The following is a 24,046-nucleotide window of genomic DNA, read 5'->3' as shown; positions in this document are numbered from 1 at the left end:
GAGCTAAGTAACCTAAGCTGCAAATAAGCGAATTTGCCCACTCTCTTCGTTGCTTTCACTTGTCATAGCCAGCTATTACAGCTTAAGAACGTCTTGATATTGAACAAAATCGCATCATTGGATTAGAAGGTTTATCCATTTTTGAATAATTACACTTTCAAAACTCTTATCCGCAGCTGAGGTTAAGTAACTTAGTAGTGCTGCATCCTAATTATCACAGGCATAAATATTTGGTTCGTAATTTGCTGGTAACTTGAACATGGCGTGGCTTTGATACTAATTATTAGCCTCATTACATATTCAGTGGCAAAAGGTTGCCTAAAGCGGCAATTAGATTGAAGGTCAGCTAAATCTACTGCGATCTGAGGGAGTTTTCATGGAAGTAAACAGTTACACAGCAACCAACTATGTAAGTAGAGCAAGCAGTAAAACAGTGGGGTCGACTGAAAAAGCGCCGAACTCGCAAGTGCATAACAGTGGCTCTGCACCTGAAATAGATAACCGAGAAAGGTACGTCAAATATATAAATTCAGCCAGCGAGGAACAGTTAGCAGGCTCTATTGATGTAATTAAAAAATATGGACCTCCAATCGCCATGTTTAAAATGAGCGATATTGTAAACGCAGCGAATCAGGACGAAATGCATGGCCGTATTGGCAGGGCGATTGATAGCTTTGATGTAGAAGCACAGCAATATCACACACAGGAACTCGCAATTATCAAAGAAGGTGAACAAGCTGGAAAGTCTTCAAAGGAAATCCTACAAGCGATTGTCGCGTTGCGCGATCAACAATCAGAATTATTCAAGATGGGAACTAATTGGGGAAGCAAAGGGCTTGCTCACCGTGACAATTATGAGAAGTTGGTTGCTGTAACTCCAAATTATGTGAATCTTTATGCGTAGCTGGAATAAGAGAGTGATTAAGCACTGACATTTAGTAACCCGTCATAACAACACGAGGGGCTACGTATAGAAGTCTTAACCCCTTTCATGTTGACCAGCTTTACGACTCAGTTGCGCAGAAATATTATCGTGTAACTTCATCCAGTTATTTTCATAACCCCATGCACTTTTAAACGCATCATCGGCCTTTGAACTGTCTAGCATATCTTTAAGATCAAAAACTTGTGAGAAGTTTTCTTCGTTAACGTCATACCTTGCCCAGCCACGAACTTCCATATCAATATACTTTAAATAGCTGGACTTGAACTCATTCGCAGCGGCAACAAATTCATTGTTGTTATTGAGCGTTTGTTCTACCAATGTTCGCTCATCTTCCGTTAAAGAACCCGTAACTTGTAGTTCGCCCGATTCTGCTATTGAAATGCCCCAGTCTTTATTGGCTAGGTGAGGTTGTTGTTCATTCAGCTCAGACATTATACGTTCGTATTGTTTGGTCATTTGCTCAATGGACTGAGAAAGATCTCCGCCAGGTGTGTACAGATGAACGGTTGCAAGTGCGATATCATCCAGCGCTTCATCCACTGTTTTTGTTACGACTGCGTCATTAGATGATATCGAAAGGGGTCGTTCATAAGTTGCTGTAGGACTGTTAACTGGGGCTTTATGATAGACGTCAGCAAGCATGTCTTGTTTATTTGGTGGTTCAGCTTTACTGCTTAGCGTCGACGCCTTGTGAGCGTGAGAAGCGGTAGGTTGTATCAAGCTACCGCCATGTGTATTAATTTTCATACTTTTTCCTTGTACATTGCTATCTTAGCTTATCGACATGTTACGTATTTTCTTGAGCATATATAGCGATAGAATAAAACAGGAAAGATCAACACGCTCTAGTTTTATTTACTAAAAAATAAGCGGTTGACGCGGATTTTGCCTTTCCTATAATTGATACGGACAACCTTCCATGGTGGAGGGGAATAATAAATAAGGATGCATATGTCTTTTTTTAAAAAAGCGTTGGGTGCTGTAGGTATTGGCGCAGCAAAAGTCGACACTATTTTAGACCACCATCAGTACGCTCCCGGTGAGGAAATTTCAGGTACAGTTCTTATCAAAGGCGGAAAAGTTGCTCAAGAGATCAACAAAATCGATCTTAAAGTGATGTGTAACTATACCATTGAAAGAGAAGATGAAGAGGGCGAGACAGAAACCATCACAAAACACCATACGCTCGCTAAATTCCATATCAATGAGCGTTTTACCATTGAACCTGGTGAAGAAAAGCACGTCCCGTTTGCGTTCGATTTAGAGTTAGAAGCTCCGATCTCTGTGGGTCACTCCGAAACTTGGATTGCCACTAACCTAGATATCGACATGGCGCTGGATAAGTCAGACAGAGATTATATCGATGTGGTTCCGACGGAGCTTCAACAAGCTGTTATTGATGCACTGGAGGAGCTAGGGTTTAAGCTTTATGAATCTGACTGTGAAGGTATCGAAGAGGTCTCTTTCTCACGTTTGCCGTTTGTTCAAGAGCTGGAATTCAAAACCATCGCCGGTGACTTTCATGGCCGTTTTGATGAGGTTGAGGTGGTGTTCTTTAACCGAGGCAGCCAGCTAGAAGTGATTTTCGAAATTGATCGTAGAGCACGAGGGTTTAAAGGGTTCTTTGCTGAAGCGCTAGATCTAGATGAGTCAAAGGCTCGATTAGTTGTTGATGAAGGCAACGTTGATGAGCTAGAAGACTTGATTTATGAAATGCTTGAGAATAACAGTTAAGCCTTGTGTGATCCTGCTCATTTTATGATAGACATCAGCTGCGAAGTGCATAGCACTGTGCAGTTGATGCTAAGTAACTTCATGGAGCTATCGACTTCGCGGAGCATTGTCATTATTACAGTGTGTAACCACATATTAATGTTGCTTGGTAATCCAAATTAAATATGTAAAATAGAAAATTCAAATTAGCATCAAGGTAGATTAGGTGACAATGAATGTCCGATTATAAAGTTTGGAAACTAATCAGTCTGCTCTGTGTGGCCTTGTTAATGTTGGGATGTGAATCGAAAGAAGAGCGTATTCAACAATCAATTACAGCTACATTAGAAGACGCCTCAAAATCAATTAATACGCTGGGTGATGCACTTGATAAAAAGCAGGTTCATAACGCCAACCTATTGACTGAATATGGCAAAGTACTGAGTCAGCAAAACCCTCAGCTGACTCAAATTGCACAGTTAATTGCACAGGACGCAACCAAAAATGGTCCTCTGTATCAAAACTTGCTGACTCGTCATCAGGAACTCAAGTCTCCTCCGCCGGAGATGAGCAGTAGCGATATTATTGAGCAAGCGGTGTTACTTAAAGAAGCTGCTTCCTTAAGCTTGTTTAACGATGCCCTTACCGATCCCATCAATGTACTAGCTGATATGTCTAACGGCACCTTAGCTCGGGTTGGTGCTGTAAGCTTAGCTGCAGAAAAAGCGGCCAATAATGGCCAAGAGGTTGTCGGCAACCAACTGGTCGGTAATGAGAATTACGGACAATGGCAGACGAATTCCAATGGAACCAATTTTTGGATGTGGTATGGCATGTATCGCATGTTGGGCGATCTGGTGGGCGATGTCGAATATGGACGCTGGAGCAGACACCGTAAGTATAGCTATTACAATGACTATGGACGTAAACGTTATACCAGCTACAAGGGCTATAAACGTCAAAACACGATAGAGCAGCGTACACGCCAGTCGTACCAGCGTCAGGGTAAGCAATTTACCAGCCCGTATGCGAAAAAGAAGTCGGCTGCGACCGGCCTGAGTCGTGCTAGTCATACCCCATCGTCAATATCGCGAAGCAGCTACTCGAAAGCTAAGTCTAGTTCGGGTTCCATTCGCAATAGTTCAAACCGGACCTCTCGCGGCGTGAGCCGAGGCAAGTAGCGCATTAGATAGCGGAGTTTACACATGTATCAATTTAACGGATTAACCGTCTGGACTTTCCAGGCACTACTTATCGATATGGCGGTGATCATCGCCTTATTTGTGAGTTTAAAATACATCAAAGGCTGGGTTTCTAACCTACATGCTAACGATGAGATCACTGAACGAGATAATTTTGCATTTGGCTTGAGCTTTGCGGGTGGTTTAACCGCCCTTGCAATCGTATTAACGGGTATTTCTAGCGGCGCTTTTGCGAGTACGTTAATGCAAGAAGCATTGCAAATGGCAGGTTATGGCGTCGTAGGGATAGTGCTAATAAAACTGGGTCACTTTTTTCAAGACAAGGTGGCATTGCGTAAAGTTGACTTACACAGTGAAATTATCAAAGGTAACATCGCTTCAGCATTAATAGACTTTGGTCATGTGGTGAGTGTTGCTATTGTGATCCGCTCAGCTTTGTTATGGGTGTTGACTGAAGGCTGGCACGGGCTACCAATTGTGGTTGTCGCTTTTGTGATTGGTAATGTATGTATGCTGCTGGTTAGTCAGTATCGTGTGCAGTTATTTAAACGCACTAATCGCAATGGTGACTGTTTGCAACAGGCGATCAAAGATAACAACATTGCAGTAGGCATTCGTTATGCTGGCTTCTTGATTGGTTCTGCACTGGCATTAACAGCAGCTTCTGGCTTAGCGCCTTATGTTGCCGATAGTATTAGCAGCAGTTTGATTTACTGGGGCGTTGCGGCATTAGGTAGTATTGTCTTGTTTATCTTATTGCACTTAGTGATGATCAAAATCATCCTTGCAGGTAAAGATATTTCCGATGAAGTTAACCGCCAACAAAACATTGGCGTAGCGACCATCTCAGCAGCACTTTCTTTTGCTGTTGGTATTACTATGGCGACTTTACTTGGTGCCTAACTCTTGAGCGCTTCAGCTTCTTCAAATCAGTCTAAGGTGACCAGCTGCATGTCGCTGCTTGGTCACGATGTCTTACTGATAGGTGTCATGGCCATACTTGCTGGCTGTGGACTGATCTACGAATATTTACTTTCGCATTATGCTGGTCGGGTGCTTGGTTCAGTTGAAAGCGCCATTTATGCCATGATCGGTACGATGATCGTGGCGATGGGGATTGGTGCGTTTCTAGCGCGCTGGTTTAAAGACCCTTTTACCGCGTTTGCTTGGTTGGAGAGCTTAATTGCGTTGTTGGGGATGAGCAGCATTTTGGTCATCGCTAGCATCATCGCATTTACTTACACTCTGCCTCATACATTATCCAGTCTTTATAATTTACCATCAGACAGTTTACTTGATGGTATGCCACTTCAGCAGTTGCAGAGTTTTGCACGCTTTTTACCTTATGTATTTGGTCTGCTGTTGGGGATATTGATTGGCATGGAAATCCCTTTAATCGCGCGTATTCGTCAACAGGTTTATGGCCGATTTTTAGAAAACAATGCGGGGACAATCTATGGGGCTGATTATATTGGCGCGGGTGTTGGCGCAGCGATCTGGGTCGTTATCATGCTCGCACTGCCGATTATGCAGGCAGCCGCTTGGACAGCGCTATTCAATATCATTGCTGGATTGATATTTTTGTGGCGCTATCACGCTTATGTGCGCTTCGCAAAACTGCTGCTCGTTTGCCATCTCATACTGTTTGGGGTGTTTGCTCTTATCCTTCACAACGGCACTGTGTGGATGAAAGACTTGAGTAATGTACTGTACAAAGACAAAGTGATTTATTCAGAATCGACCAAGTATCAACATGTGGTGATCACCGAGCGACTGAGTCGCGCTCACTCAACGCCTATCAATGATTTATTTTTAAATGGCCGCTTACAGTTTTCATCTGTTGATGAGCAAATTTATCATACCATGTTGGTTTATCCTGCGATGTTGGCGTCTAACCGACACGATAAAGTACTGATCATTGGTGGTGGTGATGGGTTGGCGCTGCGTGATGTACTTAAGTGGCCAGTGCAACAAGCGACGCTAATCGATTTGGATGGGCAATTACTATCATTGTTTGGTCTGCAGGGGCAGCAATATACACCAAGACCAGAAATCACTGATAAGCTGGTACGACTCAACCGCGACTCACTTAATGATCCTAGAGCAGAAGTGATTGTAGGAGATGCCTTTTTAGAAGTTGAAAGCATGCTCGACCGTGGTTTACAGTTCGACACCATTATTATCGACTTGCCAGACCCAAACCACCCTGATCTTAATAAACTGTACAGTGATTACTTCTATAATCATGTGCGGCAATTACTGGCTCCTGATGGCGCTTTAGCAATTCAATCAACATCGCCTTACCATGCCAAGAAGGCGTTTATTAGTATTGCTAAAACAGTCAAACAAGCGGGTTTTATGCACGTAGAGCAATATCAACAAAACATTCCTTCTTTTGGTCAGTGGGGGTGGACTATTGCAACGCGTACGGGTCAATCTGCGAGCGCTAGAATCGCTGATGTTGAGTCTTTACCAGTACCGAGTAACTGGGTAAGTAAAAAATATTTATTGTCTTCTTTTGCGTTTCCAAACCGTTTTTTTGAAAAGAATAAAGATATTGAAGTCAATAGGTTAGGTTCTGGTGTGCTATACGATTACTATCGTCAAGCATGGCAAAGAGAAGATGAGTTGTATAAAAATTAACGCAAGGGTGTTGACATAATATGTCGCACATGCAAATCTTAACTCAGACATAATATGTCAAATCGAAAAGGTAAATAAAGATGGAATTAAACGAGTTATCAATCAAATTGGCATCATTTGAAACCGAAGGTGCGAATTTCGAATCCTTCCTGATCTCTAATGAGGGTGAGCAGGATGTATTGCAAGTGATTGTAGATGGAAATGACGAATTACCGATCTTTGTGACTCAGACAGAAGAGCAGTTGGTGTGTATCAGCTACTTGTTCAATGAGAGCGAAGTGAAGCCTGAGTTACTGAACGAGTTAAATGAAGCGCTGTTAAAGCTTAACGTACCAATCCCACTGAGTGCGTTCGCTAAAATTGACGAGCAGTATGCTATTTTTGGTGCGTTGGCTGTTTCCTCCTCAATTGATGAAATCACGCACGAGCTAGTCACACTGGCAGACAATGCGATTGAAGCGCTTGATGCAGTGACTGTGTATCTGAAAGATTAAGAGTGGAGAAGTGAGATGAGCATTTTAAAGAAATTATTTACAGCAGTACGTGGCGGCGCCAGAGAAGTTGGAGAGGCGATTGTAGACGCTAATGGCATTCGCATCTTCGAACAAGAAATTGCCGATGCAAAAGATGCGCTGGCAAAAGCGAAGAAAAGCCTAACAGAAGTGATGGCAAAAGAAATGCAAACTAAGCGTAAGCTTGCTGCGATAGAAGAAAGTATCGTTGAGCACGAAGAATACGCTGGTCAAGCTCTACAACAAGGCAATGAAGCGCTAGCTGTAGAAATCGCTGAGAAGATCGGTGAATTTGAGTCTGAAAAAGCAGAGCACCAGCAAGTGCTAGATGGCTTTAGTAAGCACGTTATCTTGCTAAAGCAGCAAGTAAAAGATGCCGAAAAATCTATTAAAGAAAATCAACGTCAGCTGACTATGGTTAAAACCACTGAAAGTGTACAAAAGGCGACAATGGCTGTGAACAGCACGCTAAATACCAACGAATCCTCTATGGTTAATGCACGCCAATCGCTAGAGCGCATCAAACAGCGTCAACTAGACAGACAAGACCAACTAGCAGCGGCGAAAGAGTTAGAAGCTGCGGCAACCGGTGCGGACTTGAAAGCAAAAATGGCCGAGGCAGGCATTGGCTCGACGCAAAAGAGCAATGACATTCTAGAGCGCATTAAGGCAAAACAAGCCAAGTAATGCAGTTTGTTTGATAAAAGGAGGCTTGGCCTCCTTTTTTGTCTATTTTCTTCATAGGTGAGTTATGTTCGGTTTTTTCAAATCTAAAAAAGCCCCAGAGCGCCAACTTAACCATGCTCGCGACTTGCGAGTGGGTGACATGCTGACAGTGATTGATTCCTTTGCTTATCCAGATTGGCTAAAAGGTCAAACGCTTAAAGTTACAGCGGTGCAGACCTATCAGTATCAACACAGCGCAGAATACGAGTTTGTACTCGAATCAGACTCGGGCAAGATTGTCTTTTTACAAATAGAACAAGATGACGGCGAGGAGTTTGCCAACTTTTCCGTTAAGATCCAACGTGATGATGTAGATGCGATATTCACGTTAGATGAATTTGCTCGGATCTTTGATGAAGAGTCGTTGACTCACATAGACACTCATTCAAGGCCTGCTGCATTTGAGCGTTTTTTAGGACAAAGCTATCAGCAGAACCAAGCGCCGTATGTCGCCTACTTTTATGAGCAAGATTATCGCAATCGCACGTTACCGCGCTATCAAGATGAGAGTGGAGAAGTCTGTGAAGTAATTGAATTAATCTCGCCAGATGAAAAGCACGGTCTTAACATTGAAGTGTGGGATGGCGGCGAGACTGAGGTCTCACTGACACTTACCCGGCCATTGAGTGATATTGTGGAGCTTTTCCCTGGAGCGGGTTCGTGACAGATAAACAGGCAAAATGGCAACGTCAGGAAAAAGCACTTAGGGCCACGCAAATGGCCTTTGATCTCAGTACGGAAGTACAAAAAAGCTTAAAAAAACAAGCTATCGACGAGGAGCTTACCCCATCGGATATGATCCGTAAGATCCTCAGTCTTGAGGTTAAATCCAAGAAAACCCGACAGCGATTGTCGTTTAACCTTACCGACGAAGAAATTGCCTTGTTGGCACAACGTTTCGGTGTGGATCCTGAAGACAAGCGAGCAGTTAAACAACAGGTTGCAAGTTTGTTGATCAAGCGATACGCAAACACCAAGGGCTAGTATTGCTTTTCAGCGGTACTAGTCCTACCGCTCGTCCTAAATAACCTCAGCTGCGCATAAGCGAATTTGCCCAATAAAGCTATTTTGCACACTCTCTTCGTTGTTTTCACTCGTAATAGCCGGCTATTACGAGTGAAAACGCCCTTGATATTGAGCAAAACACCATCATTGGATGTTAAAAACTAAGCGGAATCTTAGTTTTGGATTACCAAAACCCTTATACGCAGCTGGGGTTAAATATGGTATGAACGTTCAGATCTAAACATGGTCTAAAAACTAGGACTATCAAGCATGTAATTTTTTGTTTTTGAGTGTAAAGGGCGGTAAAGTCACTAAACAACAGGCTAGAAGTTCGTTTATTATTTAACCTCAGCTAAGGTTAAATAAGCTGCTTTAAACAAAACAGGAGGTAATGATGAAATTACGTATGGGTTGGATTGGCTTAGTGCTTTTGCCAATGATGGCTAGCGCTGGTGAGGCAAGAGTAACTTGGTTGGATTTTAATGATTATCGCGATGTCAGACCTTCTAATGAGAACCGTAGTGGCTATCATGATCGAGTGGCTAAGCAGCTTGAAAAGCATATTCAAAAACTAGCGAAAGAGCTTCCTGAAGGTTACGATTTAGCACTGCAATTTGATGACGTTGACCTTGCTGGTGATGTTTTACTAAACCGTGAAGAAATTCGTGTTATTAAACCTATTTATTTTCCTCGCTTTAAGATCAGCTACAGCTTTACCGCACCAGATGGCAAGCTACTGGCAGTTGAAAAACAAAAAGAGCTGAAAGACATGGCGTTTATGGACCGTATCAGAATCGGCATGGATGAGAGTCTACATTACGAAAAGCAGCTGCTAACTGAATGGTTTGAATCAGACCTAAAAAGCTTACTTTAGGTCATGTAAAGAAGAGCGGCGTATTAATACCGCTCTTTTTAATTTTATTTGAACGTTGCTAGCAGTTGTAGCAAGTTTTGCAGTTTCACTATGGTTTGCTTGAGTTGTTGCTCGTCAAGCGATTCGGCTTTACTAAGCGCTTCGACATCGGCTGCGACATCTAATAAATAGGGTTTAAAGCGTTTTGCTTCAAAGCTAAACCCAGCGTCTTCGCTGAACAGTGCTTTAAATTTTCCATGCCCTTGTTTTTGCAACTCATCTAATTTGCTATCAGCATCAACGGCTTGTCGGTATGCCAATTTTAGATTTTCATTGAGTTTGTCTATAACGCTTTGCATGGTGCCCCCTGTAAAATTAATAGTCGGCTATTTTAAGCGTTTAAAAACCAAATGTCAGTCTGTAAACGCCCATTATATAGACTTTCTTGTTGCGCATAATGTTGTTGTCCGAGCAGCGGTAAAATGAGAGAGCTTTAGCTCTAAAGTATTAGAATCAATTTTTAAAAAATTATCCTAAAGTTTTAGATTGAGTTGCCGATACCAACCAAGATCCATCAATAAAAGTTAGGTAAATACTTATGAATATTTCCGGAAGTAACCTACCTGCCATGTCTGGAGCGGGCCAAAGCGGCGAAGTATACAGCGCCGTATTGGCAAAAAAGCAACAGAAAGCAGATGGACAAGCCGCGCTTGCACTTATTGAAGCCGCGGGGAATTCAGCAGCTGCTAAAACTCCCGCCCAATCAGTAACTGCAACGTTAGGTAACAACATCAACGTTTACGTTTAATCAAACCTGACGTTGATGGGTAGTTGGCCTAAGGATTGTCCGTTAAGTTAACTGCAAATCAATCGGCGTCTTACTTTGTTTGCCGCCGATTTCTCTTACCAACTTGGGTACCAAAAAGCCGGGGAGGTTTTCCAACATTTCCCGCGTCACATTAACAGCCTCAACCTCTTCTACGTCAAAATGACTCGCGCCTTCTACTTTGTCTAACAAATGTAAGTAATAGGGCAAGATGCCTGCTTCGAATAGTGCTTCGCTGAGCGCTGTTTGTGTGCGTGCATCAGCATTAATGCCTTTTAATAACACGGCTTGGTTTAGTAGTGTCACGTTCGCATTTTTTAACTGCTGCATGGCATTTTGGAAGTTGGTGTCAACTTCGTTGGGGTGATTAACGTGAGTCACCATGATGGTCTGCAGCTTGGTTTTGGCTAATAGATTGCACAGTTGCTCAGTGATCCGTGCAGGGATCACCACAGGTAATCGGCTGTGTATTCTAAGCCTTTTAATATGGGAGCTAGATTCGAGCTGGGTGATCAGCCAGTCAATCATGTCATCTTTGGCCATGAGTGGATCACCGCCACTGAGAATAACTTCGTTTATCTCAGGGTGTGCTGCTAAATAAGCAAACACCTCTGTTAAGCCTCGTTTGTTTAACTGATTCTCCTGATAGGGAAAGTGACGACGAAAACAGTAGCGACAATTTACCGCGCAACCCGTTTTTAGCATTAATAGCACGCGACTTTGGTATTTATGCAACAACCCCGGTACGGGGGTGTCCTGTTCATCGAGCGGATCTTTGCTAAATCCAGTTTTTGCTAAAAACTCTTGATGCTTAGGCAATACTTGCAATAACAGCGGATCGAGTGGGTCGCCTTTACGCATTTTTTCGATAAAAGGACGTGGAACTCGCATTGGAAACAAACGCTTAGCAGCGATGTCCTCTGCGCTAAAATGGCCCTCTAACGCCAGTAATTGGATAAGCTCTTGCGGATCGGTGACAACATTTGCCAATTCTTTTTGCCAGTTAGTATGCAAATTTACTTCATTTATTTGTATCATTAGCAGGTTTATTACTCGAATACGTAGAATTAGAGGATACGATGGCGAATTATAGCACCAACGAGTTCAAGGGCGGTCTAAAAATCATGATCGACGGTGAACCTTGTTCGATCTTAGAAAACGAAATGGTAAAGCCTGGTAAAGGTCAAGCATTTAACCGTGTAAAAATCCGTAAGTTGATTTCAGGTAAAGTACTGGAGAAGACATTTAAGTCAGGTGATTCAGTTGAAGGCGCTGATGTAATGGATACCGATCTTGCTTACCTTTACACTGACGGTGAGTTTTGGCACTTCATGAACAATGAAACCTTTGAGCAAATCGCAGCAGATGAAAAAGCTGTGGGTGAAAACGTGAAATGGTTAGTTGAGAACGATGTTTGTACCATCACATTATGGAATGGCAACCCGATTGCTGTGACTCCGCCTAACTTTGTAGAGCTAGAGATCACAGAAACTGATCCAGGTCTAAAAGGCGATACAGCGGGCACTGGTGGTAAGCCAGCGACGTTAAGTACGGGAGCAGTAGTTCGTGTACCGCTATTCGTACAAATCGGTGAAGTGATTCGTGTTGATACTCGTAGTGGCGAGTATGTAAGCCGGGTTAAGTAACTGAAATACTAATTTACTCGCCTACATCGTGAGTAAATCGATAGGATCCCAGCTTAGGCTGGGATTTTTTTGGAGTGAAAAATGTCTCACAGCAACTGGCAGCCGAGTGCAAGTATTGAAACATTGCGACAAAGGGCGCTTATTCTTAACAAAATCCGTGCTTTCTTCGCTGAACGAGGTGTGATGGAAGTGGAAACCCCGAGCCTATCTCAGGCATCGGTCACCGATGTGCACTTAGATACTTTTAGTACGCAATTTGTTGGTCCGGGGCATGCGCAAGGCTTACCACTTTACCTGCAAACTTCACCAGAGTATGCCATGAAGCGGCTTTTGGCTGCGGGAAGCGGCGCTATATTTCAATTGTGCAAAGCATTTCGAAACGAAGAATCTGGTCGTCATCACAACCCCGAATTTACCATGCTGGAGTGGTATCAACCCGGATATGACGAATTTGCACTCATGGCTGAAATCGATACGTTAATGCAGCATATTTTAGCCTGTCCAAAAAGTGAATCGATGACCTATCAGCAGGCATTTATTCAGCTCTTAGGTTTTGATCCACTCATTGCAACTATTGATGAGTTAAAACAGATAGCACATAGCTATGGATATGAAGAAATAGCACGAGATGAGACGAGCGTAGATGCCTTACTACAACTGCTATTTTGCATGGAAGTGGAGCCTAAAATAGGTCAAGAACGCCCTTGCTTTGTCTATCATTTCCCCGCTTCTCAAGCTGCACTTGCAAAGTTAACGGAACATGATCCTAGAGTGGCAAGTCGTTTTGAGTTGTATTATCAAAACATGGAGTTGGCGAATGGCTTTAACGAGCTAACGGATGCAGGTGAACAACGCATTCGTTTTGAGCAAGACAATAGTCTGAGAGTTTCAATGGGATTACCGCCGGTGCAAGCTGATGAACGCTTATTGGCGGCGTTAGAATCAGGGCTGCCGAGCTGTTCAGGCGTCGCCTTGGGTATCGATAGGTTGATTATGTTAGCACTGAACAAAACTCAGATCAGCGATGTGATTGCCTTCGATGTTTCACGTGCTTAAGCACGTGAAACAAAACGCTTCAGCTCTTTTTGGGTAGTTTCAGTGAGCTGCTGGGCGTGTTCGCATTTATTGACCGCACTGTCGATTTGCGACTTGGATTGTTGACCTAGTTCAACAATTTGTTGCACCGCCTGATGAGTATGATTCTGTGTATCTTCTAATTGATGCACGGCACTGACAATTTCCTCAAGTTGTGCTTGGTTTCGCTCAAAGTCATGACTCATGTCTAAAAAGCCTTTTGACGTTTTGCTAATGGCGTCTTCCGCTGAGCGAGAGTGACGGATCAACAGTTCGGACTCTTGATTAGTTTCGCCAACTAATACATTCATTTGGTTGATAAAGTCACTGATTTGACGAGTGGCGTTGTTCACTTTCACGGATAGTGAGCGCACTTCATCGGCAACTACGGCAAACCCTCGACCTGCTTCACCGGCTCTGGCAGCTTCAATGGCTGCATTGAGTGCTAATAAGTTTGTTTGATCGGAAAACTCTTCAACCATTTTTAAAATACTACGAATGTTCTCACTGTTCTCTTTTAGGCCAGTAACCGTTGAAGAAAAGTTACCCAACAAGGTGGTGATTTGTTTTACTTCATCAACCAGTGTTTGCAACGATTGTGAAGAACCACGCACGAAGTGTAAGCTTTCAGTGTTGGCTTGGTATACCTGATCGGTATTGTGCACAATACTTTGTAGACTATGTGACACCTGATCGGACGCCGCGATAATGGTGTCACCTTGTGACAACTGCTGTTTACCATAATCGGCGGTGGCCTTCATTGATTGTGTAACAGTTTGGTTGCTCGTTGTTGCGGCAGAAGCGCTTTCATAGGTTTTTGCCAGCAAATGTCCGAGATGAGAAGTAAAGTGATTGTACTGTTCACTGAGCTCTCGAAATTCGTCAAATGTAAACTGAGGAAGTTTCGCGTCTAAGTTGCCGTCTTGCTTGTTGACTCGCACCAACACGTCTCGCATTGCTTGTACTGGCCTGACTATTAGAAACCGCATGTAAAACACGGTAAAGGCAAAGGCACTGATAATCACAAGGGTGAGCAGCCAAAATAGACCTGTCCCTGAGTTCTTATCACTGAGTTCTGAGTACAGCCAAATTAAAGTAATAGTTTGAAAAGCAAACAAAAACCCGAGATTGCCGACAATTTTACGAGTAAGAGTGAAAAACAGAGATTCTTCGATTAAATTATATATGCGCATATAAAAACTCATATTGGGCTCTTCACTGTGCCACTTTATTTGTCTCAGTATAGATGAGCGAGCTTGTTTGACAATGCTAAAGCGATCAAGCTGTTAGAGAACCTAAAATTGGCAATGTAGGTTGATATTATTGGCCAACATTGCATTTAAATACATAATGCTGTTTATGGACCTACTCTACCAAGCTTACTTCAGATTGGAAGTGATTTGCTGTAAATACATTTTGCTTTGGCACGGGTAATTGGTAAAAATCCCGTCAACACCCAATTCAACCATCCGGTCGATTTCTGATAGCTTATCGACCGTATACACAAAGACTTTCAGCCCTCTACTTTTCGCGTCATCGACGAATGCCTGATTGATAAAATTAGCATCAATGTGGATGCTATAAGCATTCAGGGTTTCTGCAAATTGAGCATACTGTAACGGAATCGATGAGGTCAGTGCGGCCACTCTGACTTGTGGGAGCGCTTGTTTAATTTGTAGGACTAAATGATGGTTGAAAGAAGATATAAGAAGTTGATCTAACTCGATGATATCTTGCTTAATATGCTTTTGCAGCTCGTGGACTAGTATTTCTACCGACTGTATGGTTTTGAGCTCAAGCTGAATACAGGTTGTTTTGCCAATCGCTGTTAAAGCTTGCGAGAGAGTTGGAACTGCTTGTCCATTCCCTGCATCCAAGGTCGCAAAGAAATCTTCTGCAAACTGCTCGACTTTTCCTGCGCCATTGGTTGTTCTTTCTAGGTAACTATCGTGAATAATGACAAATCCATTTAGACAGCTGTACACATCTAACTCAATCGCATCTACACCCACCCTCAATGCGGCTTCAATTGCTGCAATGGTATTTTCTGGGTAACTGCCACTTGCTCCACGATGTGCTATGACTTGCATTATTTGCTTTTCCTTGTAATTGACCAAGTTTCAAAACAGGCGGCACTGACGACTAAAATGCCTCCTATTAAGGTGGTGAACGAAATATCTTCTTGCAGCAGAATAAAGGCAAGTAACGTTCCATACAACGGTTGTAAACAAGATATTAACCCGACGGTGGTCGCCGAAAGGTAACGTAGACTTGACGCAAAGAGTGCATGTGGCAGTGCGGTAAATACACTACCTGCTAGCAATAGCAGCCATAAATCACGCTCTGGCACTTCGGTTAATGGGGTGTCAACAAAACACACCAACATCAAACAAGCGACCAAAGTTTGGTACAGCATCGTCTGTGGTCCGCTGTACTGAGAAAAGTACTTTTTTTGTAATAGATTACGAGTAGCAAATAATGCTCCCGATCCTATACCGGTAAGAATTCCTAGCGTTACTTGATTTCCGAGGCTAGCTTCGGGAACCAGTAGGTAAATTCCAAATAACACCAGAAATGCACTGAACAAATCTCTGATTTTTAATCTAGTACGAGTAAACAAAGGTTCTAGAAAAACGGTCATCACTGGATAGGTAAAAAAGGCGATGATACCAACCGCTACTCCTGCCATCTGCATGCTGGCGAAGTAAGTTACCCAATGCAAACCGACAATACTACCTAACATAATTGCGGTTAAGTAATCCTTTTTTCGTTTCAGTAATCTTGGCTTACTTTGTAGGGTTAAAATGAACAGTAGTACCGCAAATGCAATACCTGTGCGGTAAACCGTAATATCCAATGCAGATAAAGCGATGAGTTTAGAAAACAACGCTGTGCCGCCAAATACAATAACGGACAGATGAAGCGTTAGCAAAGCTGAGTGATTTGTTTGCATGGAAATGATGAGCGCATATATTTTTTGCTCAGTCTAGCATGCGCATGATGGAGGTTGAATTAATTTTAGTAGCGGTTGAAAGCAACAATGTATCTGTAATTTGGTCGTTCAATGACAAAGTTTTTAACCTGTGCCACAAAAATTTACCGTTTGTTCCTCTAAAATATATCGTCATTAGCTAAATCTGAACAAATAATTCGATTAATTCTTCAAAATTGGTTGATGCAATAATATACTGCGCTCACAAACTAATAATTATGTATTAATTTTCTTATAGACATGGCTGATCCGATACTTTTGATCCAAATACTCGCGTTAACAACCTGCATTTGCGCTATTTTTATGGCGGTAAACTGGATCATTAACAAGGGATTGGCAGGTACACAACAATGGTCTTTGTTTGCTCTGCTTATGGCTTTAGCCTGTATTGCTCATGCCGCTGTCCATCTACCGATTACGATTTCTATTTATTTTCCTAACATAATCTTTGGGGTGGGATTATTTTTGCTAGTCAGAGGTTGTGATGCCTTTTTCGAAGTAAAGAGTATTACTTGGCCGTGGTACCTTATTGTTAGCCTAGGTGGCAGCGTTTTCACTTATTTTTTGTATGTGGATTTTAATTTTATCGCTCGGGTGATAGTGAATTACAGTATTTGGTCCTTGGCGATGCTAATGTGCTTACGTGCGCTATATCTTGGCAAAGATAGAAATACCAAACGGTTCAGTGCTGCCCATTGGGCGTTTGCGCTGTCATGTATCAGTCTATTAAGTGTGTTTACTTTCAGGCTTTTCATGCTCGGAAGCTACGCTGTAGACGATAGCCTAGTGAGTATGCATTGGGTCAACCTGTTCTTTTCTATTTCACTCATAATCATGCCATTATTGCTTTGTTTTTCACTTTGCCTACTGTGTAGTTGTAGAAAGGAGCAGGAATTACTGGGATTAAAACAGCAAGCGGAACAAAGCTCTCAGATTAAAGGACGCTATCTAACTTTATTGAGTCACGAGCTGAGAACTCCATTGAATGCCATAGTTGGGAATGCTGAGTCGTTGAAACGGATCCCTAGGGAACCTGCTAAACATGGTCAACTATGTGATGTTATCGTCAATGCTGCGATGTCTTTGGCTAACCTTGCAAATCAAGTGTTGTTACAAGCAAAAGGGGAGCATTGTGTGCAAACTCCCTCGCGAATATCAATTAGTCAACATACACAAGAACTTATCCGCTTAATGCAGCCATTGGCACAGGCCAAGGCGCTTGATTTACGTCTATCTCTGAAAGGGATTGCACCGGATGAACAGCATCTGCTTGAACAAGATACCTTGAGTTTGGTGCTAAGAAATCTGTTATCTAATGCGATAAAGTATACCGATAAGGGGGGCGTTACATTATCGGCTGAAGTGATAGCGCAGCAAGGTGATCAACAACAATTGCGATTTGCCGTGACGGATACCGGTCGAGGGTTAACTGGGGCGCAAAAAGAGGCAATTTTCCAGCCTTTTATGAGTTTCTCAGATGATGACTCTATTGCCAAAAGTGGTGGTATGGGTCTGGCACTGTGTAAACAGCTATTAGATGACGTTGGCTCTGAACTTAAGATAGACAGTGAATTGGATAAAGGGACTTGTTTTAGCTTTGTAATGTCGGCCAAAAAGTGCCAAAAAGTGGTGTTCACTTCACCTAAGCGAATGATTGAATTACCTTTGACTGTATTAGTGGTTGAGGATAACCAGATGAACCTTGAAGTGATTTCTGGTTATCTTGAAGATATGACTCTGGACCATCTTGTTGCTCAGAGTCTTTCTGAGGCCGAACAGTGCTTATCTTCACAGCACATCGATGTGATTTTGCTCGATATGAATTTACCTGATGGTAATGGCCTAACATGGTATCGCGAGAAGTTACCTAACCTGACTCTAAACCGCATACCAAGCGTGATAGCCTTGACAGGCGATGCGGATCCTCAACTTAAAGAACAGTGCATTAACGTAGGGATGTTTGCCTGCCTGACCAAGCCAATTACGGCAGAGCAGCTGTATTCTATTATTGAAAAAACGCCCATGCACCAAGCTGAAGTCATCACTGAGATGGACTTGGTCAATGAGTCTATTTATCTAGACTATCAACGGCATAATGAGCTGCAAACAATTAATACTAAGCTTATGAATTTATCGGATCATTTTGATTATGAGCTTGCTCAAATCAAAGGGTTGGTTGCGCTTTCAGTGATCCCTTTAGCGCAAGATAAACTGGAGTACTTAGTTGAAGAAGCGCATAGGATGGGAATGACAATGCTGTACACAAAGCTACAACAAACCAAAAAGCGCATTGCACAGCAACCGGAAAATGTAGAGTGGGAGCAGGTATCTGCGCTAGCAAGACGCTCAGTAGAGAAAGCACGGGAACTCAGTGATTCAAACTCGCGTCAAGCTGCAATCAAAGCGCTGGATAGTGAAACGTCTTAGAAGTTTCACTAACAGTCCCTAGGTCATCGCTCTGTTTTGGGTTAAAATAACAACATAACTTATTTGATAAGAAAGTGATGTCAAAACAGGATCCTTATCTCGATAGAGAGCAACAAAAATACGACAATCCAGTGCCTAGTCGTGAATTCATTTTACAACATATAAAAAATGCCGCGAAATCAACGTCCTTCAGTCAACTTTGCAGCGCATTAAACGTTTTTGAAGAAGAGCGACAAATCGCTTTCAAACGTCGTCTGCGCGCAATGGAACGCGATGGGCAGTTACACTTCAACAAATTCAAATGTTACGTGATCCCAACCGACGATGGCCTAGTTAAAGGTCGAGTTATCGGGCATCGTGATGGATTCGGCTTTTTGGAAGTTGAAGGCGAAGCCAAAGATTGGTTTATCGCTAAACACCAGATGGATAAAGCCCTACATGGCGATTGGGTGCTTGCAAAGGCAGCCAGCAGAGGCTCAGGTGGTAAAGTTGAAGCGCGCATTGTTAAAGTCTTGGAAAGTGAACGTCCACCAATCGTAGGCCGATTTTTTGTTGAGCATGGCATGTCTGTTGTAGTGCCTGAAGATCCTAGAATTACCCAAGACATCATTATCTTGCCGGGCCAAGAAAACGGTGCTCGTCATAACCAGATGGTGCAAATCGAGATCACACAAAGCCCATCCAAACAGATGAATGCGGTGGGAAGAGTGCTTGAAGTGCTTGGCGAGCATATGGCCCCGGGTATGGAAATCGAAGTAGCATTGCGCAACCATGAAATTCCCCATGTTTGGCCTGAAGCGGTTGAAAAGCAAGTTAGTCATCTTGGCGAAGAAGTTGAGGAGTCAGCCAAACAAGGGCGTATTGATCTTCGCGATTTGCCGTTAGTAACCATTGATGGAGAAGACGCACGAGACTTCGATGATGCGGTGTACTGTGAACGCAAAAAGTCTGGTGGCTGGCGTTTATGGGTAGCCATTGCGGATGTATCGCACTATGTCCCTAAGGGGTCAGCATTAGATAAAGAGGCGATTGAGCGCGGAAACTCGGTATATTTTCCAGAGCAAGTGATCCCCATGTTGCCAAAGGTGCTGTCAAATGGGCTCTGCTCACTGAATCCAAACGTAGATCGTTTGTGTATGGTTGCCGAAATGACGGTGTCCGACGCCGGCAATTTATCTGGCTACCGTTTTTACCAAGCGGTGATGAATTCCCATGCTCGTCTGACGTATACCAAAGTGCATGCAATGCTGCAGGGGGACGAAAAGCTGTGTAAAGAATATCAGCATTTGTTGCCACATCTAACCGATTTACAGCAAATGTATATGGCTTTGAAGTCAGCACGCAGAGAGCGTGGTGCCATTGAGTTTGAAACCACAGAAACCCGTTTTGTATTTAATGCCCATAGAAAAATAGAGTCTATCGTGCCGTTAATACGAAATGACGCCCATAAGCTGATTGAAGAATGTATGATCTTGGCAAATGTGGCAGCGGCAAGGTTGCTAGAAAAGCACGAAGCTCCGGCGTTATATCGTGTGCATGATGAACCGGACCCAGAAAAGCTCAGTCATTTTCGACAGTTTTTGCAGGATATCGGAATCGAGAGCCGATTACCTAACAATCCAACACCGGTAGAATTGACCCAAGCGCTGAATGCGTTAGGTGAGCGACCTGAGCTAGACCTGATCCAAACGATGTTGCTTAGATCAATGAAACAAGCGGTATATCAACCGGACAATATTGGCCACTATGGTCTGGCGTTAAATGCCTATGCCCACTTTACTTCGCCGATCCGCCGTTATCCTGATTTAGTGGTACACCGCGCCATAAAAGCGATTTTGGCTCGCCAAGGTCAGCAGGTAAGTGGTGAATATAGTTATGATATGGATGAAGTTGATCGTTTAGGTGAACAGTGCTCAATGACTGAGCGCCGTGCTGATGATGCCACTCGTGAAGTAGCAGATTGGCTGAAATGTGAATTTATGCAAGATCATGTTGGCGATGAGTTTAAAGGCGTTATCTCTTCGGTAACCAACTTTGGCTTGTTTGTCAGACTAGAAGACTTGCAAATAGACGGCATGATCCATATTAGTAATCTTGGCCAAGAGTATTATCATTACGACGGTGCTAAACAATGCTTGATTGGTGAGCATAGTCGCAATGTTTTCCGCCTAGGTGATGAACTAAGCGTCGCCGTTGCCTCGGTCAGTTTAGATGAGCGCCGTATCAATCTCGCGTTGGCCGGTGAAGTGACACCAGATCGCTATGCGCGTCGCAGACAAGCTGCAAAACGCGGTGAAAGCGGCAGTGTTAGAGAGCAATTAAGGGCCGGAAAAATCCCTTCAGAAAAAGACCGCGAGTCTGAAGGAAGTTCGGTTCGTAAACCTAAAAAAGATGGTAAACCTAGCGCAAAAACAGGCAGGCATGGACCTGCCAGTAAAGGTAAGAAAAAGACGGTTGCTAAAAAGGTAAAAAGCGGCAAAAAAACCAAAGCAAAACGTCCAGGTAAGAACGCAAGAAAACAGAAAAAGTCATAAAGCGGGAGCTTTACAAAGTGAGCAATGAGTTAATTTTTGGCTTTCATTCCGTGGAAGCCATATTACAAAACGCGCCAGAGCGTTTTTTAGAGATCTACGCCCTAAAAGGTCGTGATGACAAGCGTTTAACTGAAGTTGTCAACGAAGCAAGAAAGTTTGGCATCTCAGTACAATTTATGCAGCGCAAAGCCTTAGACAACAAAGCCAATGGTGAACAGCACCAAGGGATCATTGCCAATGTGAAGGCGGCTCGCGCATACAGTGAAAAAGATTTAGATGAAATTATTGCCAGAGAAACCACACCGTTTTTCTTGGTACTTGATGGCGTGACAGACCCGCACAATCTGGGTGCTTGTTTACGTAGCGCTGATGCGGCAGGTGTGCATGGTGTGATTGTACCAAAAGATAAATCCGCAAAGTTAAATGGCACAGCCAGAAAAGTAGCTTGTGGTGCGGCTGAAACCGTACCTCTTATCCAAGTTACTAACCTCGCCCGAACGTTACGTGAAATCAAAGAAGCTGGTGTTTGGGTAGTAGGCACCGCGGGTGAAACCGACACCACATTATTTGAAGCAAATCTGACTGGTCCAATGGCGGTGGTGATGGGCGCCGAAGGCGACGGTATGCGACGCTTAACCCGTGAACACTGTGATGCGTTAGTCAAAATCCCAATGGTTGGTACTGTTTCTAGCTTGAATGTCTCTGTCGCGACAGGGATCTGCTTATTTGAGGTATTGAGACAGCGCAGTACTGTGGGTTAAGTCGATAGTATTAATCAATATATAAACGTTGCTTCCTACTAGATTTAATTGTTAGGAAGTAACGACTTTCTTATATCTCGTCCACTTCTAATTTCTCGGTTGTCGCTTATTTTTAGTGTTATGTACGATGTCCTATCAAATTTTTACTATGGTCAGTTGAAAGTCTGGCTAGAAGCAAATGAAAACGTCTCAATGAGTGACTTGCAGTTAGTATTCAACTCTCTACACCACCTCTACGCTTTAGTGCTACAGTTGAGAATCAGTTAATTCACATCGTAAAGCAATCACAATAGTAACGGAGGCCCCAATATGAAGAGATATTGGGGCATCAATATAATGAAGTCATTATTATTTAAATTCAGCATCAGAAAAAATTGTAGCGATATATTATTCTTTTGTTCTTTATTGATGTTAGCAGGGGCAGGGGTTTTATTTAATGAGCAAGTTTCGGGATGGAGTAATGAAGAGAGGCTTTTGAGTGATCCTAAACTTATGCTTGCCTTTAGTGGCTTAATGCTTATCGCTTTATTATTTTTGACCATTCCTTTTTTTCCAGTATCACTACAAAGCTAATTTTAGATGTTGAAAATACCAACCTAAAAATTAAATATTTATTTACCTCAAGAATGAAGATAATTCACTTCGCCTCTTTTGATAACTTAAGAGTGTATCAAGACCCCACAGAGGAAGAATCATTTGGTATTGTCTGCCTAAAAGATGTTGATGGGGAGATTGACCCTCATGACAGCAAAGGATATCACTGGGAACTTCCTTCTGAGCAGGTTGATGAACTGATGCAAATGATTGCAAAATACAAGTTAGATCAAGGAGTACCACATTGGGAAAAATGATTGCTTGGATACAAATAGACCTTCACCGCAAAGAGAAGGTCTATTTATATCCGAGAAGCGAAATATGCGCGATCAAACAACCGAATGCTGGGGTTCACTCAAGATAATTGCTTGCAATTCGCTTAAATGTTTTATGGTATAAGTTGGCTTGATATGGGCTGGGCAGGCTTGACCCGGATGTTTGAGCCAACAGCTGTCGATACCAAAGTTATTGGCACCTAAAATATCGCTCGATGCGGTATCGCCTACCATCAACACTTTTGATTTATCTGGGTTACCAAGCAACTTAAGTGTATGGGCAAAAATCGCGGGATCCGGCTTTGCGGTTCCTAATTGCTCAGATATTACCACTTCCTGAAAGCGATCAACTAAACCAGTATATTCTAAGCGACGTTGTTGCAGCTCTGTAAAGCCGTTGGTGATGATAGCCAATGTGCAATAAGGTTGTAGTGCATCGAGCAACGCTCGGGCACCAGGAAGAGGCTGGCAAACTTCCGCCATCGCGTGTAAGAAGCCGGTATTGAGGGTTTCTGCTGAAACATTCAGGCGTTCAGCCCACAGTTTAAAGCGTGTCACTTGCAATGTTTTAGCGTCTATTTCGCCACTTTGGTAAGCAGGCCAAAGAGGCGCGTTTATTGCCTGGTACTCAGTATAATCGGCATCACTAAATGTTACGCCGTAGTGAGCAAACAGTTTTTGTAGTCCTTTTTGTGCGTCAAAACTAAACAGGGTTTCGTCAGCGTCAAATAAAATGTGGCTATAGTTCATCGTTAACCTTGTACAACTCAGGATAATTAAAAGGGGCCATTGCCAGCAACAAGGCTTGGGTGTAGCTACTTTCGCGGGTCGCGAGATGATTAGTTAATAAGCCTATGGCGCCACCTTGTTGCTTAATGTTGTTGGTGTTAAATAGCTCATCCATCACATGACCTAGCTCTTTGCCTTGTTCAAGTTGTTGATAAACTTGAACTGGCAACGGTAGGTTGCAGCTGCGGCCAACACTGGTTCTGTGAGCATTGGCGATAACAACGTAGGCAAACGTGGCGGCACCATATTCAAAGTGAGCTGCTCCGCCTTCCATTGCACAGTAATAATCAGCGTCAAACTGTTGTTGTAAGTAGGTTACACGGTTTTGTGCACCTAGACGGGTTTCAGTTTCCCCAAGCGGTTGCGCTGGTACTAAACTCGGCGCATCTACGCCTTCACATTGAATTTCTGAATCAGGAAAGTAACGCGTAAATATTTCCTTAGCAGCATTGATTTTTACAGGGTTTTTGGAGCCAACCAGAATGCGTAGCTTGTTCATACAGTATACTTCCACTGTCATCTAAAAGG

At 43.1% G+C, this 24,046-nt stretch carries 26 protein-coding genes; 18 read left to right on the top strand and 8 right to left on the bottom strand.

Annotation, left to right across the window (positions count from 1 at the left end; genetic code table 11):
- Positions 1–376 precede the first annotated feature (376 nt).
- The gene (locus tag ACSLBF_RS15470) at positions 377–904 is read left to right on the top strand and encodes a hypothetical protein (protein WP_440054254.1); all 528 of its coding nucleotides are present in this window, start codon (positions 377–379) and stop codon (positions 902–904) included.
- 75 nt (positions 905–979) lie between these two features.
- Here the strand turns inward: ACSLBF_RS15470 and ACSLBF_RS15465 are convergent, their stop codons facing one another.
- Positions 980–1,693, bottom strand: coding sequence for a hypothetical protein (locus ACSLBF_RS15465; protein WP_440054253.1), 714 nt, complete (start codon positions 1,691–1,693; stop codon positions 980–982).
- Positions 1,694–1,897: 204 nt separating this feature from the next.
- Between ACSLBF_RS15465 and ACSLBF_RS15460 the strand changes: the two genes are divergently transcribed.
- The 9 genes from ACSLBF_RS15460 to ACSLBF_RS15420 all read left to right on the top strand — a co-directional run bounded on the left by ACSLBF_RS15460 (position 1,898) and on the right by ACSLBF_RS15420 (position 9,621).
- On the top strand, positions 1,898–2,680 hold the full coding sequence (locus ACSLBF_RS15460; protein WP_440054252.1) for a sporulation protein: 783 nt from the start codon (positions 1,898–1,900) through the stop codon (positions 2,678–2,680).
- A 215-nt stretch (positions 2,681–2,895) separates the two neighbouring features.
- Entirely contained in the window at positions 2,896–3,840 is a 945-nt protein-coding gene (locus ACSLBF_RS15455) for a CHAD domain-containing protein (protein WP_440054251.1), read from the top strand.
- A 24-nt stretch (positions 3,841–3,864) separates the two neighbouring features.
- Complete coding sequence (locus tag ACSLBF_RS15450; protein WP_440054250.1) at positions 3,865–4,764, top strand: DUF350 domain-containing protein; 900 nt, start codon at positions 3,865–3,867, stop codon at positions 4,762–4,764.
- A gap of 48 nt (positions 4,765–4,812) precedes the next feature.
- Positions 4,813–6,504, top strand: a complete 1,692-nt coding sequence (locus tag ACSLBF_RS15445) for a polyamine aminopropyltransferase (protein WP_440054249.1) — start codon at positions 4,813–4,815, stop codon at positions 6,502–6,504.
- An 80-nt stretch (positions 6,505–6,584) separates the two neighbouring features.
- Entirely contained in the window at positions 6,585–6,998 is a 414-nt protein-coding gene (locus tag ACSLBF_RS15440) for a DUF2170 family protein (protein WP_440054248.1), read from the top strand.
- 15 nt (positions 6,999–7,013) lie between these two features.
- Positions 7,014–7,703, top strand: coding sequence for a PspA/IM30 family protein (locus ACSLBF_RS15435; RefSeq protein WP_440054247.1), 690 nt, complete (start codon positions 7,014–7,016; stop codon positions 7,701–7,703).
- A 64-nt stretch (positions 7,704–7,767) separates the two neighbouring features.
- Positions 7,768–8,406 (top strand): DUF4178 domain-containing protein, encoded by a 639-nt coding sequence (locus ACSLBF_RS15430; RefSeq protein ID WP_440054246.1) that lies wholly within the window; start codon positions 7,768–7,770, stop codon positions 8,404–8,406.
- Between the two features lie 53 nt (positions 8,407–8,459).
- Positions 8,460–8,726: a hypothetical protein gene (locus ACSLBF_RS15425; protein WP_440056249.1), complete on the top strand. Its 267-nt coding sequence runs from the start codon at positions 8,460–8,462 to the stop codon at positions 8,724–8,726.
- A 412-nt stretch (positions 8,727–9,138) separates the two neighbouring features.
- Positions 9,139–9,621, top strand: coding sequence for a DUF3016 domain-containing protein (locus ACSLBF_RS15420; protein WP_440054245.1), 483 nt, complete (start codon positions 9,139–9,141; stop codon positions 9,619–9,621).
- A gap of 44 nt (positions 9,622–9,665) precedes the next feature.
- Here the strand turns inward: ACSLBF_RS15420 and ACSLBF_RS15415 are convergent, their stop codons facing one another.
- Positions 9,666–9,959: a prephenate dehydrogenase gene (locus ACSLBF_RS15415; protein WP_440054244.1), complete on the bottom strand. Its 294-nt coding sequence runs from the start codon at positions 9,957–9,959 to the stop codon at positions 9,666–9,668.
- A 239-nt stretch (positions 9,960–10,198) separates the two neighbouring features.
- Here ACSLBF_RS15415 and ACSLBF_RS15410 point away from each other — a divergent pair, with 239 nt between their 5' ends.
- Complete coding sequence (locus tag ACSLBF_RS15410; protein WP_440054243.1) at positions 10,199–10,408, top strand: hypothetical protein; 210 nt, start codon at positions 10,199–10,201, stop codon at positions 10,406–10,408.
- Between the two features lie 42 nt (positions 10,409–10,450).
- Here ACSLBF_RS15410 and epmB read toward each other — a convergent pair whose 3' ends face one another.
- Entirely contained in the window at positions 10,451–11,464 is a 1,014-nt protein-coding gene (gene epmB / locus ACSLBF_RS15405) for an EF-P beta-lysylation protein EpmB (protein ID WP_440054242.1), read from the bottom strand.
- Positions 11,465–11,505: 41 nt separating this feature from the next.
- Here epmB and efp point away from each other — a divergent pair, with 41 nt between their 5' ends.
- A complete protein-coding gene (gene efp / locus ACSLBF_RS15400; RefSeq protein WP_440054241.1) occupies positions 11,506–12,072 on the top strand; it encodes an elongation factor P in 567 nt (188 codons plus the stop codon).
- 81 nt (positions 12,073–12,153) lie between these two features.
- The gene (gene epmA / locus ACSLBF_RS15395; protein ID WP_440054240.1) at positions 12,154–13,128 is read left to right on the top strand and encodes an elongation factor P--(R)-beta-lysine ligase; all 975 of its coding nucleotides are present in this window, start codon (positions 12,154–12,156) and stop codon (positions 13,126–13,128) included.
- Here epmA and ACSLBF_RS15390 read toward each other — a convergent pair.
- The 3 genes from ACSLBF_RS15390 to ACSLBF_RS15380 form a co-directional block, all read right to left on the bottom strand.
- Positions 13,125–14,339, bottom strand: a complete 1,215-nt coding sequence (locus ACSLBF_RS15390; protein WP_440054239.1) for a methyl-accepting chemotaxis protein — start codon at positions 14,337–14,339, stop codon at positions 13,125–13,127. The two genes, epmA and ACSLBF_RS15390, sit on opposite strands and share 4 nt — an antisense overlap.
- Before the next feature lie 186 nt (positions 14,340–14,525).
- The gene (locus ACSLBF_RS15385; protein ID WP_440056248.1) at positions 14,526–15,239 is read right to left on the bottom strand and encodes a glycerophosphodiester phosphodiesterase; all 714 of its coding nucleotides are present in this window, start codon (positions 15,237–15,239) and stop codon (positions 14,526–14,528) included.
- Positions 15,236–16,099 (bottom strand): DMT family transporter, encoded by an 864-nt coding sequence (locus ACSLBF_RS15380; protein WP_440054238.1) that lies wholly within the window; start codon positions 16,097–16,099, stop codon positions 15,236–15,238. Before ACSLBF_RS15380 ends, ACSLBF_RS15385 begins: the two co-directional genes overlap by 4 nt.
- A gap of 342 nt (positions 16,100–16,441) precedes the next feature.
- Here ACSLBF_RS15380 and ACSLBF_RS15375 point away from each other — a divergent pair, with 342 nt between their 5' ends.
- The 5 genes from ACSLBF_RS15375 (at position 16,442) to ACSLBF_RS15355 (ending at position 22,711) form a co-directional block, all read left to right on the top strand.
- Positions 16,442–18,565: an ATP-binding protein gene (locus ACSLBF_RS15375; RefSeq protein WP_440054237.1), complete on the top strand. Its 2,124-nt coding sequence runs from the start codon at positions 16,442–16,444 to the stop codon at positions 18,563–18,565.
- A gap of 77 nt (positions 18,566–18,642) precedes the next feature.
- A complete protein-coding gene (rnr, locus tag ACSLBF_RS15370) occupies positions 18,643–21,099 on the top strand; it encodes a ribonuclease R (RefSeq protein ID WP_440054236.1) in 2,457 nt (818 codons plus the stop codon).
- 17 nt (positions 21,100–21,116) lie between these two features.
- Positions 21,117–21,860, top strand: coding sequence for a 23S rRNA (guanosine(2251)-2'-O)-methyltransferase RlmB (gene rlmB, locus ACSLBF_RS15365; protein WP_440054235.1), 744 nt, complete (start codon positions 21,117–21,119; stop codon positions 21,858–21,860).
- A gap of 336 nt (positions 21,861–22,196) precedes the next feature.
- Positions 22,197–22,433 (top strand): hypothetical protein, encoded by a 237-nt coding sequence (locus ACSLBF_RS15360; protein ID WP_440054234.1) that lies wholly within the window; start codon positions 22,197–22,199, stop codon positions 22,431–22,433.
- A 53-nt stretch (positions 22,434–22,486) separates the two neighbouring features.
- The gene (locus ACSLBF_RS15355) at positions 22,487–22,711 is read left to right on the top strand and encodes a hypothetical protein (protein ID WP_440054233.1); all 225 of its coding nucleotides are present in this window, start codon (positions 22,487–22,489) and stop codon (positions 22,709–22,711) included.
- A 72-nt stretch (positions 22,712–22,783) separates the two neighbouring features.
- Here the strand turns inward: ACSLBF_RS15355 and yjjG are convergent, their stop codons facing one another.
- Positions 22,784–23,479, bottom strand: coding sequence for a pyrimidine 5'-nucleotidase (gene yjjG / locus ACSLBF_RS15350; RefSeq protein ID WP_440054232.1), 696 nt, complete (start codon positions 23,477–23,479; stop codon positions 22,784–22,786).
- The gene (gene yjjX, locus ACSLBF_RS15345) at positions 23,469–24,017 is read right to left on the bottom strand and encodes an inosine/xanthosine triphosphatase (RefSeq protein WP_440054231.1); all 549 of its coding nucleotides are present in this window, start codon (positions 24,015–24,017) and stop codon (positions 23,469–23,471) included. Before yjjX ends, yjjG begins: the two co-directional genes overlap by 11 nt.
- Between the last annotated feature and the right edge of the window lie 29 nt (positions 24,018–24,046).

It is taken from the genome of Pseudoalteromonas sp. T1lg65, assembly GCF_051930985.1.
Lineage (GTDB): Bacteria > Pseudomonadota > Gammaproteobacteria > Enterobacterales > Alteromonadaceae > Pseudoalteromonas.
Note: the sequence above shows the minus strand (reverse complement) of the source record. Positions and strands in the feature narration are given on the sequence as shown.